Annotated in this window: 13 protein-coding genes and 1 tRNA gene; 7 read left to right on the plus strand and 7 right to left on the minus strand. The window is 59.5% G+C overall.

All coding sequences use genetic code 11. The features are described 5' to 3' along the window. The 3 genes from I6J72_RS04065 to I6J72_RS04075 all read right to left on the minus strand — a co-directional run bounded on the left by I6J72_RS04065 (position 1) and on the right by I6J72_RS04075 (position 1,397). Positions 1-816, minus strand: coding sequence for a DUF368 domain-containing protein (locus I6J72_RS04065; RefSeq protein ID WP_204100014.1), 816 nt, complete (start codon positions 814-816; stop codon positions 1-3). 141 nt (positions 817-957) lie between these two features. Continuing rightward, entirely contained in the window at positions 958-1,245 is a 288-nt protein-coding gene (locus I6J72_RS04070; protein ID WP_115022321.1) for a hypothetical protein, read from the minus strand. A gap of 75 nt (positions 1,246-1,320) precedes the next feature. After that, positions 1,321-1,397, minus strand: a tRNA-Leu gene (locus I6J72_RS04075). Positions 1,398-1,542: 145 nt separating this feature from the next. Between I6J72_RS04075 and polA the strand changes: the two genes are divergently transcribed. After that, entirely contained in the window at positions 1,543-4,206 is a 2,664-nt protein-coding gene (polA, locus tag I6J72_RS04080) for a DNA polymerase I (protein ID WP_204100015.1), read from the plus strand. 3 nt (positions 4,207-4,209) lie between these two features. On the opposite strand, the gene I6J72_RS04085 is transcribed toward polA, so the two are convergent. Continuing rightward, a complete protein-coding gene (locus I6J72_RS04085) occupies positions 4,210-4,680 on the minus strand; it encodes an RDD family protein (RefSeq protein ID WP_204100016.1) in 471 nt (156 codons plus the stop codon). Positions 4,681-4,724: 44 nt separating this feature from the next. Then, the gene (locus tag I6J72_RS04090; RefSeq protein ID WP_204100017.1) at positions 4,725-5,465 is read right to left on the minus strand and encodes a class I SAM-dependent methyltransferase; all 741 of its coding nucleotides are present in this window, start codon (positions 5,463-5,465) and stop codon (positions 4,725-4,727) included. A gap of 229 nt (positions 5,466-5,694) precedes the next feature. Here I6J72_RS04090 and rpsA point away from each other — a divergent pair, with 229 nt between their 5' ends. Further along, entirely contained in the window at positions 5,695-7,158 is a 1,464-nt protein-coding gene (gene rpsA / locus I6J72_RS04095) for a 30S ribosomal protein S1 (RefSeq protein WP_042531028.1), read from the plus strand. A 120-nt stretch (positions 7,159-7,278) separates the two neighbouring features. Continuing rightward, on the plus strand, positions 7,279-7,878 hold the full coding sequence (gene coaE, locus I6J72_RS04100) for a dephospho-CoA kinase (protein WP_204100018.1): 600 nt from the start codon (positions 7,279-7,281) through the stop codon (positions 7,876-7,878). Here the strand turns inward: coaE and I6J72_RS04105 are convergent, their stop codons facing one another. Further along, on the minus strand, positions 7,879-9,249 hold the full coding sequence (locus tag I6J72_RS04105; RefSeq protein WP_204100019.1) for a DUF4185 domain-containing protein: 1,371 nt from the start codon (positions 9,247-9,249) through the stop codon (positions 7,879-7,881). A 104-nt stretch (positions 9,250-9,353) separates the two neighbouring features. On the opposite strand from I6J72_RS04105, the gene I6J72_RS04110 reads away from it, so the two are divergent. The 4 genes from I6J72_RS04110 (at position 9,354) to I6J72_RS04125 (ending at position 12,916) form a co-directional block, all read left to right on the plus strand. Further along, positions 9,354-9,716: a DUF4259 domain-containing protein gene (locus I6J72_RS04110; RefSeq protein ID WP_204100020.1), complete on the plus strand. Its 363-nt coding sequence runs from the start codon at positions 9,354-9,356 to the stop codon at positions 9,714-9,716. A 21-nt stretch (positions 9,717-9,737) separates the two neighbouring features. Further along, positions 9,738-11,837 (plus strand): excinuclease ABC subunit UvrB, encoded by a 2,100-nt coding sequence (uvrB, locus tag I6J72_RS04115; RefSeq protein WP_204100021.1) that lies wholly within the window; start codon positions 9,738-9,740, stop codon positions 11,835-11,837. A 75-nt stretch (positions 11,838-11,912) separates the two neighbouring features. After that, on the plus strand, positions 11,913-12,362 hold the full coding sequence (locus I6J72_RS04120; protein ID WP_039675610.1) for a universal stress protein: 450 nt from the start codon (positions 11,913-11,915) through the stop codon (positions 12,360-12,362). Between the two features lie 113 nt (positions 12,363-12,475). Beyond that, entirely contained in the window at positions 12,476-12,916 is a 441-nt protein-coding gene (locus I6J72_RS04125; RefSeq protein ID WP_039675608.1) for a universal stress protein, read from the plus strand. Positions 12,917-12,995: 79 nt separating this feature from the next. Here the strand turns inward: I6J72_RS04125 and I6J72_RS04130 are convergent, their stop codons facing one another. Then, positions 12,996-14,006 carry an App1 family protein gene (locus tag I6J72_RS04130; protein ID WP_204100022.1) on the minus strand — a complete coding sequence of 337 codons (1,011 nt, stop codon included), beginning with the start codon at positions 14,004-14,006 and terminating at the stop codon, positions 12,996-12,998. Positions 14,007-14,015 lie beyond the last annotated feature (9 nt).

A 14,015-nucleotide genomic window follows, 5' to 3' on the forward strand; every position in this document is an offset into this window, starting at 1 on the left:
TTAACTCTCTTGATAGGTTGCGGCCTTGCGCCTGTCCGCAACAATAAAAATGGACACGATGACAGCGCCAACGACGAGCATGAGCAGAATCATCGGCGTGGATGCGTCTTGCTCAGCGCCCCAGGGCCACAGTGCGCGCAAGGAACCCAGCATGAAACCTGCCATGGCCGCGAGGGTGGGATCGCGGTGATTATCCAGAAGGTAGTTGAGAACCTTGACAAAGGCCGCAAGGCCGCACACCGCACCCAGCGCAAAGACACCGACGGTGACCATGTCACGGTCAGATACTGCGCCGATGATCGGCTCGTAGAGACCCATCGTTAAGAGGATGAGGGAGCCAGATACACCGGGCAGAACGAGAGCGCAGACGGCGACCATCGCGGCGAAGAAGACCACGATGAGGCTGGGATCCTCGACGGGGCTGGAGGTAAAGCCTGTGACAAAAAAGATCGCGACGGTGGCGATGACAAACGCGACGATGGCTCCCGGCGAAAAGCGCGACATCATGCTCAGCGGCACGATGATGGACACAGCGACCATGCCAAGGAACAGTGCGCGGGAGAGGGAAACTTGGCCCTCCACGAAGTTGTGGAGCAGCGTGGAGAAACCGAAGACAGCAATAGACATGCCAGCGGCAACGGATAGAAGAAAGCCCCATTCGACCTTTGTGAAGCGGCCGGAAATGAGATCATTGGCGTTGCGCAGAGCGCGTTCATAAATTCCGACGATGAGCGCGACGGTTCCACCGGAAATTCCGGGGACCAACTCGGCCATGCCAATGAGGGCGCCGCGGATGGCGTTAAGAATAAAGTGCATAAACCGAAAGTATCGTTGACTACCCCTGCGGTGGGAATGCCGTGCCGAGGGGAAGGAGATGAGCAGATGACTCCCTATTCTTTCACCGAACGGCAGTCGTATGCAAATTATTCACTCGAAGGAAGGATATGCGCTGGAGTGTTAGAAGGGCAGGCGCTTGGCCAACTCGCCGTACAGGGAACCAATGACGGCGAAGGCGGCGAGACCGATGAGCCCGTCGAGGAGGACAACGTAGAAACGGTTGAGGTCCGGGTCGTTGGAGGACGCCGCAGACTCACGAAGCTTCTGGTAGTAGGAAGAGTCCTCAGCTTTGGAAGAGATAGTGGAGGAGTTGGTAGTCTTCACGCTCGACTCAGCGGCGGTGGCTACGGCCGTGCCAGAAAAGGTGAGGGCAGCTGCGGTGCTGAGAGCGATGATGGTGCGACGCATAGGAAGGGAAACCTTTCGGAAGGGAAGATAGGGAAAACGCTAACACCCCACAACATACTCTGTCGTGGGGTGGAATGGTGCCCCTGGTGAGACTCGAACTCACACTGGACGGGTTTTGAATCCGTTGCCTCTGCCAATTGGGCTACAGGGGCGCACTGGGAAAGATATTAGCGCAGCCGACTAACGCAAACCTAATTGCCTGCCCGCGCGCGGTTTGAGGGCGGTTTGAAGGCGGTAGGAGAAGACCATGGGGCGCGGAATGAGGGCGAGCGGTGGCGCGTCACGCAACACGTTAGGATGGGCTGGGTGACTACTTCTCAGCCCCGACTTTTGCTTATCGACGGCCACTCTATGGCCTTCCGCGCATTTTATGCACTTCCCGCGGAGAATTTCTCCACCTCGGGAGGTCAGCACACCAACGCGGTGTATGGCTTCTTGTCCATGCTGGCCAATATTCTCAACGAGGAGAAGCCTGATTTCGTGGCCGTGGCTTTCGATGTTGGCCGCAAGACATTCCGTACTGAGATGTTCCCAGACTACAAGGCTCAACGAGAAGCAGCCCCGGAGGAGTTTCGCGGTCAAGTAGAGCTCATCCGCGAGGTCTTGGGCACGCTGGGTATTACGACGTTGTCGCGTGAGAACTTTGAGGCCGACGATATCGTGGCCACCTTGTCAACGCAGGCAGGATCTGATTACGAGACCCTGCTGGTGACGGGTGACCGCGATTACTTGCAGTTGGTCGATGAGTCCACGACGGTTCTGTATCCGATGCGCGGCGTGTCCACTCTGCATCGCTTTACCCCAGCGGCCGTGGAGGAAAAGTATGGTCTGACTCCGCAGCAATACCCGGATTTTGCGGCCCTGCGTGGAGATCCTTCTGACAACCTGCCTAGTGTGCCGAAGGTGGGGGAGAAGACCGCTACGAAGTGGATTACGCAGTATGGCTCCCTCGACGAACTCATCGATCATGCTGATGAGATTAAGGGCGTGGCCGGTCAGAATTTCCGTGACCGCATCGAGCAAGTCAAGCTGAACCGACAGCTCACACAGATGGTGACGGACATGGAGCTTGAGGTGGGGCCGGCAGACCTGGCTTTCCAAGGGGCAGTCGCCAGTGACGTAGCCGCGCGCTTTGACGAGTTGGAGTTCGGCACTAACTTGCGCGAGCGTGTGCTGAGCGCCATTCCGCACGACGCGGATGCTGAGGCCGCAGCGGCGGAAGAGTCGCCTGAGGTCGCAGTGTCTATTACTGACCAAACAGTGGCGGAGTGGCTCAAGGACGGCGATAGTTTGCGCAAGAACGTTGCGGTTTTTGTGCAAGGAAATGGAACTCCGAGTGCGGGTGATGCCTCAGCGCTGGCGCTTGTCGACGAATCCTTTGAAGGCCTCCAGCTCGAACTTGCTGATCTCAGCGCGGAGGATGATGCTGCCCTTGCTGAGTGGCTGTCCTCGGACGCGCCGAAGTACTTCCATGAAGCCAAAGCCGCTTTCCACATGTTGGCCGGCCGTGGCATCGAGCTGCGAGGTATCGCGCATGACACCGCCCTCGCTGCCTACCTCTTGCGGCCGGGCCAGCGCACGTACGAGCTGAGTGACGTCTACCAGCGTCACCTGAAGAAGTCTTTGGGGCAGGCAAGCGAGCAGCTCTCTATCCTCGACGACAACCCGTTGGTAGACCAAGCTGGGGCAATTATGGAGCTCGCCGCGGAGCTTACGACCCAACTGCAAGAGATCGATTCCTTCGAGCTGTATACCGATCTTGAGCTACCGCTGGTAACTATCTTGGCTCGTATGGAGGCTGCCGGCATTGCCGTGGACAAGGACATCCTGGAAACCCAGCGTGATGCCTTCATCGAGCAGGTCAATGAACAGGAACGCGCTGCACGCGAGTTGGCAGGGGATGACTCCCTCAACCTGAACTCGCCCAAGCAGCTGCAGGCAGTGCTTTTCGAGACCTTCGATATGCCGAAGACGAAGAAGACCAAGACCGGCTATTCCACCGCTGCCAAGGAAATTGAGCAGCTGGCTGCCAGCCACCCGCATCCTTTCCTCGACCATCTTTTGGCGCACCGCGAGTACCAGAAGATGAAGACCACGCTGGAAGGACTTATCAAGACGATCCACCCGGATGGTCGCATCCACACCACCTTTAACCAGACGGTGACCTCCACTGGACGTTTGTCATCGACGGAACCCAACCTGCAGAACATTCCGGTGCGTACGGAAGCCGGACGCCAGATTCGTTCCGCGTTTGTGGTGGGCGAGGGCTTTGACACGCTTATTACTGCCGACTATTCCCAAATCGAGATGCGCGTCATGGCGCACCTCTCAGCCGACCCGGGACTCATCGAGGCCTACCGAGAAGGCGAGGACCTGCACAACTATGTGGGGTCAAGGGTCTTTGATGTGCCCGTCGATGAGGTCACTCCGGAGCTGCGCCGTCGCGTCAAGGCCATGTCCTATGGCCTGGTGTACGGCTTGTCGGCCTATGGCCTATCGCAGCAGCTGGGAATTCCGGCCGGCGAGGCAAAGCAGATTATGGAGAGCTACTTCGAGCGCTTTGGAGGCGTGAAGCGCTACCTCGACGAGGTGGTGATCCAAGCTCGAAAGGACGGCTATACCTCAACAGTCTTCGGTCGCCGTCGCTACCTACCAGAACTCAACTCCGACAACCGTGTAGCTCGCGAGAATGCTGAGCGCGCTGCGCTCAATGCCCCGATTCAGGGCACGGCGGCTGACATTATCAAGGTGGCCATGATTCGCGTGGACAAGGCACTTGAGGGTATGGAGTCGCGCGTATTGCTCCAGGTCCACGACGAACTCGTCGTGGAGGTCGCAGCCGGTGAGGTGGAAAAGGTGCATACTATCTTGGAACGCGAGATGGATAAGGCTATCGAGTTAACGGTGCCGCTGGAGGTTTCCGTGGGCCAGGGCAAGAACTGGGATGCGGCCGCACACTAGGAATTAGGTCAATCCCACCGCACGTTCATCCTCAGTGGGCGTGCGGCGTTCCACAAGGCAGCCCGCCAACAGGTCGAAGGGCGTTTGGCCGATCAGCACGACACTGAGACCCAAAACTGCGAGAATGATGCCTTCGACCATGGGCAGCCCGGTGAGCGCTAGCAGCGTGAGCAACAGCCAGCTGTTGCGGATAGCGGCGCTGGTAATGCCGGGGCGTTGCGCAATAACCTCCAGTTTGAGGGACCACTTACCCAGCGATGTCTGCTTCTGCGCCTCGACCCACACGCGGTAGACGTAGAAAACTAGGGCGAGGGCCGTGATGTCGTAGATTTCGCCGGCGCGCCCACTGAGCACGCCATCGGTGGCCAGGTTGGTGAGCCACTTGATGACGAGAATGATAGCCGCAGCGAGGAAAGCATCGATCCACCATGCCACCATGCGGCGCAGCGCAATCCCGAGGCGTTCTAGAACCATAGCTGCCAGCTTACGTCCCCGCGCGTTCACGCTGTGCTGTGGGGTTATGAGTAGGCTTCGATGGCCTGGCAGACGAAAATCGCGGTTCCGGGGAAGAGTGCGCCGCGCTCAGGCGACCACTGTCCCCATGTGATGTCGAGATTTTCCGGCCATTCTGGCTCTAGCAAGTTAAGAATCTGGAAGCCTCCACGGACCTGGAGAGCGCGTAGCCAATCGCCCACGGTGCGGTGAAACTCGGCGTAGGTCAGCTCACCGTCGGAGTTCTGCTCAAGGTACGCGCGGTCGAAGTAGGACAGCTCTGCTGTCAGACTGGTCGGGTCGTCGGGGAAGACCCAGCGCATCGGGTGCGGCACGGAGAAGACGAAGCGGCCACTGGTACGAAGGACGCGGTATACCTCGGCAAGCGCTGCGTCCAGATCTGCGATGAAGGGCAGGGCTCCAAAGGCCGAGAAGACGACGTCAAAGACGTCGTCGCGATAGGGAAGTGCCAGGGCATCCGCTTGGACTAGTGGTAGACCGGGCTCGGCGTGGGAGAGCATCCCGGCGGAGAGATCGAATCCTGTCGCGAACTCCGCGCGTCCCTGCAGCCACTGCGTGCAGGGCGCAGAGCCGCAACCGAGTTCGAGGACGGTGGCCGAGGAGACATCGCCAAGCAACTGCGCCTCAGCCTCATGAAGCATCTCCGGGCACCAATAGAAGGAGGACAAATACTCCGGATGGGTAGCGTGATATGAGTCAGCGTCGGAGTCCCAAAAGACGCGGTTGGCCGCTGAGGCAGAAAACATAGGTCCTTTCGCGTGGCACATTTGCCCTTGTAGCTGCATGGATGTAGTGTTGGACGAGCGTGTCTATGACTCGGGACGAACTGGGCTACTGTAGGAGAGTTCAGCCGGACCGCGAGTCGGGATTGAAATCCATCTTAAGCCTTGCGTATTTACGCTGCTTAATGACGCTTTTCAAGAGACGCGTAACTGTCCAATCACGATCTCCTACGTCACTTCGGAGCATAACTACATGCCAACTTCTAACACCCCTCAGGTTGCGATCAACGACATCGGAACCGCAGAGGACTTCCTCGCAGCTGTCGACGCCACCATCAAGTACTTCAACGATGGTGACATCGTCGAGGGCACCGTGGTCAAGGTTGACCACGACGAGGTCCTGCTCGACATCGGTTACAAGACCGAGGGCGTTATCCCGTCCCGCGAGCTTTCCATCAAGCACGACGTCAACCCGGATGAGGTTGTCGAGGTCGGCGACGAGATCGACGCACTTGTTCTCACCAAGGAGGACAAGGAAGGCCGTCTGATCCTGTCCAAGAAGCGCGCACAGTACGAGCGTGCTTGGGGCGCCGTCGAAGAGTTGCACGCCAAGGAAGAGCCGGTTACCGGTACCGTCATCGAGGTTGTCAAGGGTGGTCTCATCCTCGACATCGGCCTCCGTGGCTTCCTCCCGGCTTCCCTCGTTGAGATGCGCCGCGTTCGCGACCTGGAGCCGTACATCGGCCAGGAGCTCGAGGCCAAGATCATCGAGCTGGACAAGCAGCGCAACAACGTCGTCCTGTCCCGCCGTGCCTACCTCGAGCAGACCCAGTCCGAGGTCCGCTCCGAGTTCCTGCACCAGCTGCAGAAGGGCCAGGTCCGCAAGGGCGTCGTCTCCTCCATCGTCAACTTCGGCGCCTTCGTCGATCTCGGCGGTGTCGACGGTCTGGTTCACGTTTCCGAGCTGTCCTGGAAGCACATCGACCACCCGTCTGAGGTTGTCACCGTGGGCGACGAGGTCACCGTCGAGGTTCTCGACGTCGACCTGGACCGCGAGCGCGTGTCCCTGTCCCTGAAGGCAACCCAGGAGGATCCGTGGCGCGTCTTCGCCCGCACCCACGCTGTGGGCCAGATCGTCCCGGGCAAGGTCACCAAGCTTGTTCCGTTCGGCGCCTTCGTTCGCGTCGAGGAGGGCATCGAGGGCCTCGTCCACATCTCCGAGCTGGCTCAGCGCCACGTGGAGGTTCCGGACCAGGTTGTCACCGTTGGCCAGGAAGTCATGGTCAAGGTCATCGACATCGACCTCGAGCGTCGTCGTATCTCCCTGTCTGTTAAGCAGGCAGACGAGGACTACACCGAAGAGTTCGATCCGTCCAAGTACGGTATGGCTGACTCCTACGACGAGCAGGGCAACTACGTCTTCCCCGAGGGCTTCGACCCGGAGACCAACGAGTGGAAGGAAGGCTTCGACGAGCAGCGCCAGGCATGGGAGGCTCGTTACGCCGAGTCCGAGCGTCGCTTCAACCTGCATACCGCTCAGATCGAGCGCAACCGTGCAGCAGCTGCTGAGGCCGCTGAGTCCGCTGCGAACAACTCCAACTACTCCTCCGAGTCCCAGGATGCAGCTCCGGCATCCGAGACCGAGGCAGAGGTTGGCGGTTCCCTCGCATCCGACGAGCAGCTCGCTGCTCTGCGCGACAAGCTCGCCGGCAACTAAGCTGAACTCCGTGGCCTCGGCGCGCTGAAGCGCGTGAGGTTCTGAGTAGACCAAGGCCGTCTCTCCCCGTATAGCGGGAGGGGCGGCCTTAGTGCATCTACTGGCGTATCGTGGGCCGGTATGAAACTCATTGGACTCACTGGCGGTATCGGTAGCGGCAAATCCACAGTGGCACAGTTGTTGGTGGAGCAGGGCTGGGCGCTTGTCGACGCCGACCGGATCGCCCGCGACATCGTCGAACCTGGTCAGCCCGCACTAGCGGAGCTGGCAGAGGCTTTTGGGGAGGATATCCTGCGCGCAGACGGCTCGCTCGATAGAGGCCTGCTTGCCTCGCGTGCCTTTGCGAGCCGGGAGAAGACGGACCTTCTCAATTCCATTACCCATCCCCGCATCCATGAGGAAACGCAAGCTCGATTCGCCGCTGCTCGCCGTGCTGGCGAGGAGTTTGTGGTCTATGACATGCCTCTGTTGGTGGATAATGGCCTGCATAAGGACATGGACGCGACCATCGTCGTGGACGTCGATGTGGAAGAACGCGTGCGCCGCCTCGTGGAGTTTCGGGGGCTTGAGGAAGACGACGCGCGCCGCCGCATTGCGGCGCAGATTCCTGATGATGTTCGTCGCGCAGCAGCCGACGTCCTCATTGACAACAACGGCCCCCGCGAGGCGCTGGATGCGCAGGTTGCGGCGGCCGTTGAAGAGCTGAAGCGTCGCTTTTAGCTAGCGCGTCGCCACGACGTCAGAGACAGCGATGTGATCGTTGTTTTCCATGTCCTCGCCCACGAAGTCAAGATCCGTGCGCATGAGCATGGTGTTGTAATCGCGCCATGAGGTCAGCGTGTAGTAGAGGTGCTGGTCATCTTGGTGTGGCAGCACGTAGGGAGCGTACGTGTCATTGAGGGGCTCACCGCTAATGACCTTGGCCGTGGATTCGTCGACAAGTTTGCGGCGTGGCGACCACGGGCCCTCGGGAGAATCCGCCGTGCGCATGACAATTCCCTCGCCCTCGACGCCATACATCGTGACGAACTTGCCTAGGTAATCGTTGTAGGCGACGGAAAGCTCAGAGACCTTGCCATCAAGCACGACGCTCGCCTGGGATGGATCTTCCACCCAGGACCCGTCAGCGTAGTAGGCGAAGGCATCTTCGTTAGGGAACTCGGACTTGAGCGCGCGGGAAAGGTACGCCGGGCCGCGGCGGCCTTGACCGGTGGTAAAGCGGTAAACGTAATCGCCGTATTCGACGTAAGCCGACTGCTGAAGCTTCTCAAAACCGTCCTGGTAGTTTGCTCCGCCCGGGATGGGCGCGTGTGACCCGTGGCTGGCGTTGGTGCGGGTCGCCTCCGGAACCGCGTGCCAGGTAACACCACCGTCGGTGGACTTCACCGTCGCAGCATAGTTGGTGGACCAGCCGGTCTTCGGGTCATGCCAGGAGCGTACCGACATGTAATCGATATAGTGCACGCCGTCGACCGCAATGCCGGCCGTAGGGATGGTCGTGCGCTCACCGTTAGTGTCGGCATCGCCGACTTTTTGAGAGGGAATGAATTCTTTCGCGCGGCCGGAGCCTGACCAGCCGCTATTGGTGAGCGCTTCATCGAGACTCAGACCGTCGCCGTAATCCTGGTCGGTGGTCCGCAGGATGACATTGGAGCGCCAGCCATCACCTTCGCCGACACAATCCATGGTGTCACCGAAGACGTAGTAGGAATGCCCAGCATCATCCGCGTAGGCAATGCCGAGGTCCGTACCGGAAACACCGAAGTCAAGATCCGTACGGTTGGGGGAGCCGGCGCCAGTAATGAGTTGCATGATCTGGGTTGGGCCGCCGGTGATCTGGCGCTGGTTATAGTTACTGCGCTGGCCAGTAGTGGAGCGCTCAGGCTGCGACGGCTTGGACGAGCCATTGAACAGTGCACTTAGTCCGCCCACTGAGGAGCCACCTGCGGGGCCAGAAGGCTTCGAAGTGAAACTGCCGGATTTGGAGTACGGCGTGCAGGGAGCAGCAAGGGCGTGAGGGGCGTGTGCCACGAGGGCGACGGGGAGGAGAGCGGTCACGGTTACCGCGCTAGCAAGGGAACGAAACTTCATGACTGCCGATTCTAAAACAGCGCAGCAACATTTAAAGGACTTGGTAGACAAAATTTACCTTTCGCTCCCGCGTCGTTCACATTCACTGCTTAACCTCATCCTCCATGGGAACCTGGGATGTTGGACCATTCGATAATCACGCCGCGTGCGCCGTGCTCGCGGATATTCGTGATGGCTCCTTCGATCTCGACAACTTTAAGCGTTCCTGTGTGGATACACCCCTAGACGTCGATGATGCCGAAGTCATTATCGCTCTTGGGGCCCTTGCCACGACGCCGCCCGATCAACTTCCCGCCGGCTTGTGTCTGGACGATGTGCAAATGTTGCGCACCCCGCAGACCAAGGCTTGGTTGCGCAAGCGAATGAATAGAGCGATGGAACCAGAATCCTCTCCGGTCTATGCTCTCTGGGAGACGACAGGTGAGCTGGAGGACTGGCTGCGCTCGACCCGTGCCGCCTTGCCCTAAAGACGCGTTAGACTGGTCGGCATGGCTTTCGCTGCTGAACATCCCATCCTGCCCGTTTCTGAACACCGCCCCGTCGGTGAAGTCGAGCGCCGTTCCGGCGAGTTCAAGGTCGAATCAGAGTATCAACCCGCTGGTGACCAACCAACGGCGATTGCAGAACTGGATGAGCGCCTCACGCGCGGCGAGCGCGATGTTGTTCTCATGGGCGCCACGGGTACGGGTAAGTCCGCCACCGCCGCGTGGCTGATTGAGAAGCAGCAGCGCCCCACCTTGGTCATGGCACCGAATAAAACCCTGGCAGCGCAGCTGGCCAACGAGCTGCGCCAGCTGCTGCCTCACAATGCCGTCGAGTATTTCGTGTCCTACTACGACTACTACCAACCTGAGGCCTATATCGCGCAGACCGATACGTACATCGAAAAGGATTCCTCCATCAATGAGGACGTGGAGCGCCTGCGCCACTCCGCCACCTCGGCGCTGCTCTCGCGCCGCGACGTCGTCGTGGTCTCGTCCGTGTCGTGTATTTATGGCCTCGGCACCCCGCAGTCTTACCTGGACCGTTCCGTGGTGCTCGAGGAAGGCGAGGAGATTGACCGCGACCGCTTCCTTCGCCTGCTCGTTGATATTCAATATGAGCGCAATGACGTGGGCTTTACCCGCGGTACGTTCCGCGTCAAGGGCGACACCGTGGACATCATCCCCGCCTATGAGGAGCGCGCGGTGCGCATCGAATTCTTCGGCGATGACGTGGATGAGCTCTACTACATTCACCCGCTGACCGGAGATGTCATCGAGCGGGTCGACGAGGTTCGCATCTTTCCAGCGACCCACTATGTCGCCGGTCCCGAACGCATGGCTCGCGCCATCGAGGACATCAAGGAAGAGCTGGCGGAGCGTCTTGCGGACTTGGAAAACCGCGGCAAGCTGCTCGAGGCGCAGCGTCTGCGCATGCGCACTGAGTACGATCTGGAAATGATCGAGCAGGTCGGTTTCTGCTCCGGAATTGAGAACTACTCTCGCCACGTCGATGGCCGTCCAGCCGGCTCGGCACCAGCAACGCTGTTGGATTATTTCCCCGAGGACTTCCTCACCATCATCGACGAGTCCCACGTCACCGTTCCGCAAATTGGCGGCATGTTTGAGGGCGATATGGCCCGCAAGCGCAACCTCGTGGAGTTCGGCTTCCGCCTGCCCTCGGCGGTGGATAACCGCCCGTTGACCTTCGACGAGTTCGAGGATCGCGTGGGGCAAACCGTGTACATGTCTGCGACCCCGGGTGATTTTGAGATGACGGCTTCCGGCGGCGAGTTCGTGGAGCAGGTCATTCGCCCGACCGGCCTGGTGGATCCGAAGGTGACGGTCAAGCCCACGAAGGGACAGATCGACGACCTGATTGATGAGGTCCGTGCCCGCACCGCCAAGCAGGAGCGCGTCCTCGTTACGACCTTGACCAAACGCATGGCGGAGGATCTCACCGACTATCTGCTGGAGCACGGCATCAAGGTTCGCTACCTGCACTCGGATATCGACACGCTGCAGCGTGTGGAACTCTTGCGGCAGCTGCGCTTGGGAGAGTTCGACGTGCTCGTCGGCATCAACCTGCTGCGTGAGGGGCTTGACCTTCCGGAGGTGTCCCTCGTGGCCATCCTCGATGCTGATAAGGAAGGTTTCCTGCGCTCGACAACATCGCTCATTCAGACCATTGGCCGTGCCGCTCGAAACGTCTCCGGTGAGGTCATCATGTACGCGGACAAGATTACTGATTCAATGCAAGAGGCTATCGAGGAAACCGAGCGCCGCCGCGAGAAGCAGATTGCCTATAACACCGAGCACGGCATTGATCCTCAACCTTTGCGCAAGAAGATCGCGGATATTCTCGACCAAGTCTATGAGGATGGTGACGGCGCTGAGGACGGTGCGGATGGGGATCCGACGTCAATCGTCGAGAAGCGCGATGTGTCCTGCATGGCAGCAGATGAAGTGCAGGCGCTTATCGACGATCTCACGTCCCAAATGCGGGACGCCGCGCGCGAGCTCAAGTTTGAGTTGGCGGGGCGCCTGCGCGACGAGATTGCGGATTTGAAGAAGGAACAGCGCGGTCTCAGGGAAGCGGGAATTTAGGTGAAAATGAGCGCCCTTGTTGTGGGTTGGCGTGTCATACTAGAAACAGATTAAACGCTACTTATAAGGAGAATTATGCTGAGCTATAACGTTATCGCCGTCGGCACCGATGGCTCGAAGACGTCCTTGCGTGCGGTGCAGTCCGCCGCATCGATGGCGCGCGCCTACGACGCCACCTTGATCATCGTTTCTGCGTTCTACAACCACTCCGGTTCCATGTTGGGCGCCCCGAACTCGGAGGATGCTCGCCTACCAGTGGTGAGCGAGGAGATGTCCGAAAGCTACCTCAACAACGCTGCTGAAATTGCTCACAATGAGGGAGCGAAGCATATCGAAATCATCGCAAAGTCGGGCGACCCTGTGAATGCCCTCATCGAGGTGGGCCGCGATTACAACGTTGACCTGTTCGTCGTGGGTAATAAGGGCATCCATTCCGTGCGTGGCCGAGTCTTCGGCTCAGTGGCTACGGAGCTGACCCGCAAGGCGCATGCTGACGTCGTTGTGGTCAACACCACCGAGGACTAGGGGTTCCGATCGACGTGGTGGCGCCCGCGTTGTTAGACTAGCGGGTGCGCGAAAACTTTATTTGATTGTCAACCGAGCCCCGTGTGCGTGAGGGCTCGCGAAGAAAGGTCATCATGAGCGATTACAACAAGATCGTGGTCGGTACCGACGGTTCCAAGTCCTCCCTGCTTGCAGTGGAGCGCGCCGCCAAGATCGCCGCAGCCTTCGATGCCACCCTCATTATCGGCTGTGCCTACTACGAGAACCAGGAGCAGGCGTCCAAGACTCTGCGCCAGGATTCCGTAACCATCCTTGGTGATGAGAAGGCTCAGGCCAACCTCACCGCTGGCAAGGAGCACGCAGAGCAGTTCGGTGCGACGAAGGTCGAGACCGCTGTTCGCCCGGGCACCCCGGTGCAGGCCCTGATGTCCATCGTCAACGACAACAAGGCTGACCTGCTCATCGTGGGTAACCGTGGTATCAACTCCCTGACCGGCCGTCTGCTGGGTTCCGTCCCGGCGGATGTGGCTCGCCAGTCTGACTGCGACGTGATGATCGTCCACACCGTCAACTAAGACACAATATCGGCCGCGCGCGGTTCCCCTTGGTCAGGGGGCCGCGCGCTGTGTCGTTTTTTGAGGGGGGAGGGCAAGCCTATAGGCGGAGCTTGTGGAAGGCGCGAGCGAGAACATGACCGTCGGCGCCCTGAATGAGCGGGATATCAAAGGACCCCGTCTCGTTTGCTTTGACGAGCGGCGCGAGCGAGCCGTGGGAGAGCAATTGCTCTTGCGGTGAAAGATTGCGAATCGCTACCGCTGCCACCCGGTCCGGGTGCTCGGCCGTTGCATCGGCGTAGGTCAAGGGATCGTGCTGGCCGTCATCGCCAACGAGCAGCCACCGTAGTTTCGGGAAGGCAATGAACAAGTTACGCAGCTGCACACGTTTGTGTTCCTGACCGTTGCGGAAGAGTCCGGTAGGGGTCGGGCCCCAGTCTGTGAGCAAGAGCGGGCCGCGTGGGAAGCCGTTTTCTTCCATGAAGGTCACCAAGGTGTCGTACGTGTTCCACGCACCGGTGGAGAGGTAGATGAACGGCACTCCAGGGTGCTTCTCCGCGATGTCCCGATAAAAGCTGGCCATACCTGCTACAGGAGCGCGCTTATCGGTGCGCTTGACCCACGAGTTCCACGCAGCAATCATCGCGCGTGGTAACCACGTCACCATGATGGTGTCATCAATATCGCTTACCACACCAAGCTCTACGGCTTCCCCCACGATGAGCACGTCCGCAGTAACCTCATCCGCGCCCTTTGCGCGGATGGTGACCTCGTGCCAACCGGCTTCAAGACCGTGATTGTGGACGAGGACATCAATATAGCCGTTGTGGTTGGTCGTTCCTGACACTGTCTTTCCACCGACAGTGACCTCCACCTCATGGCGTGGTACCTGGATGGTGAAGAACTGGCGGTAGCCGCGCTGCGCCCACGTTCTGGAACTTTCCGATTCGGGATCGTGCATCAGCACTCGGCCTAACACGTGCACGAATTCGGCATTGCCGTACCCGGAGTAACCAGTGACGGACGGACGCCAGCCTTGACGTGCCGAACGTTTCAATGTGAAGGAGTTGGTGGAAGATTCGATCTTGCGGGCGATATCGGAAAGTGCCATGCGCACCAG

Source organism: Corynebacterium sp. FDAARGOS 1242 (assembly GCF_016889985.1).
Lineage (GTDB): Bacteria > Actinomycetota > Actinomycetes > Mycobacteriales > Mycobacteriaceae > Corynebacterium > Corynebacterium minutissimum_B.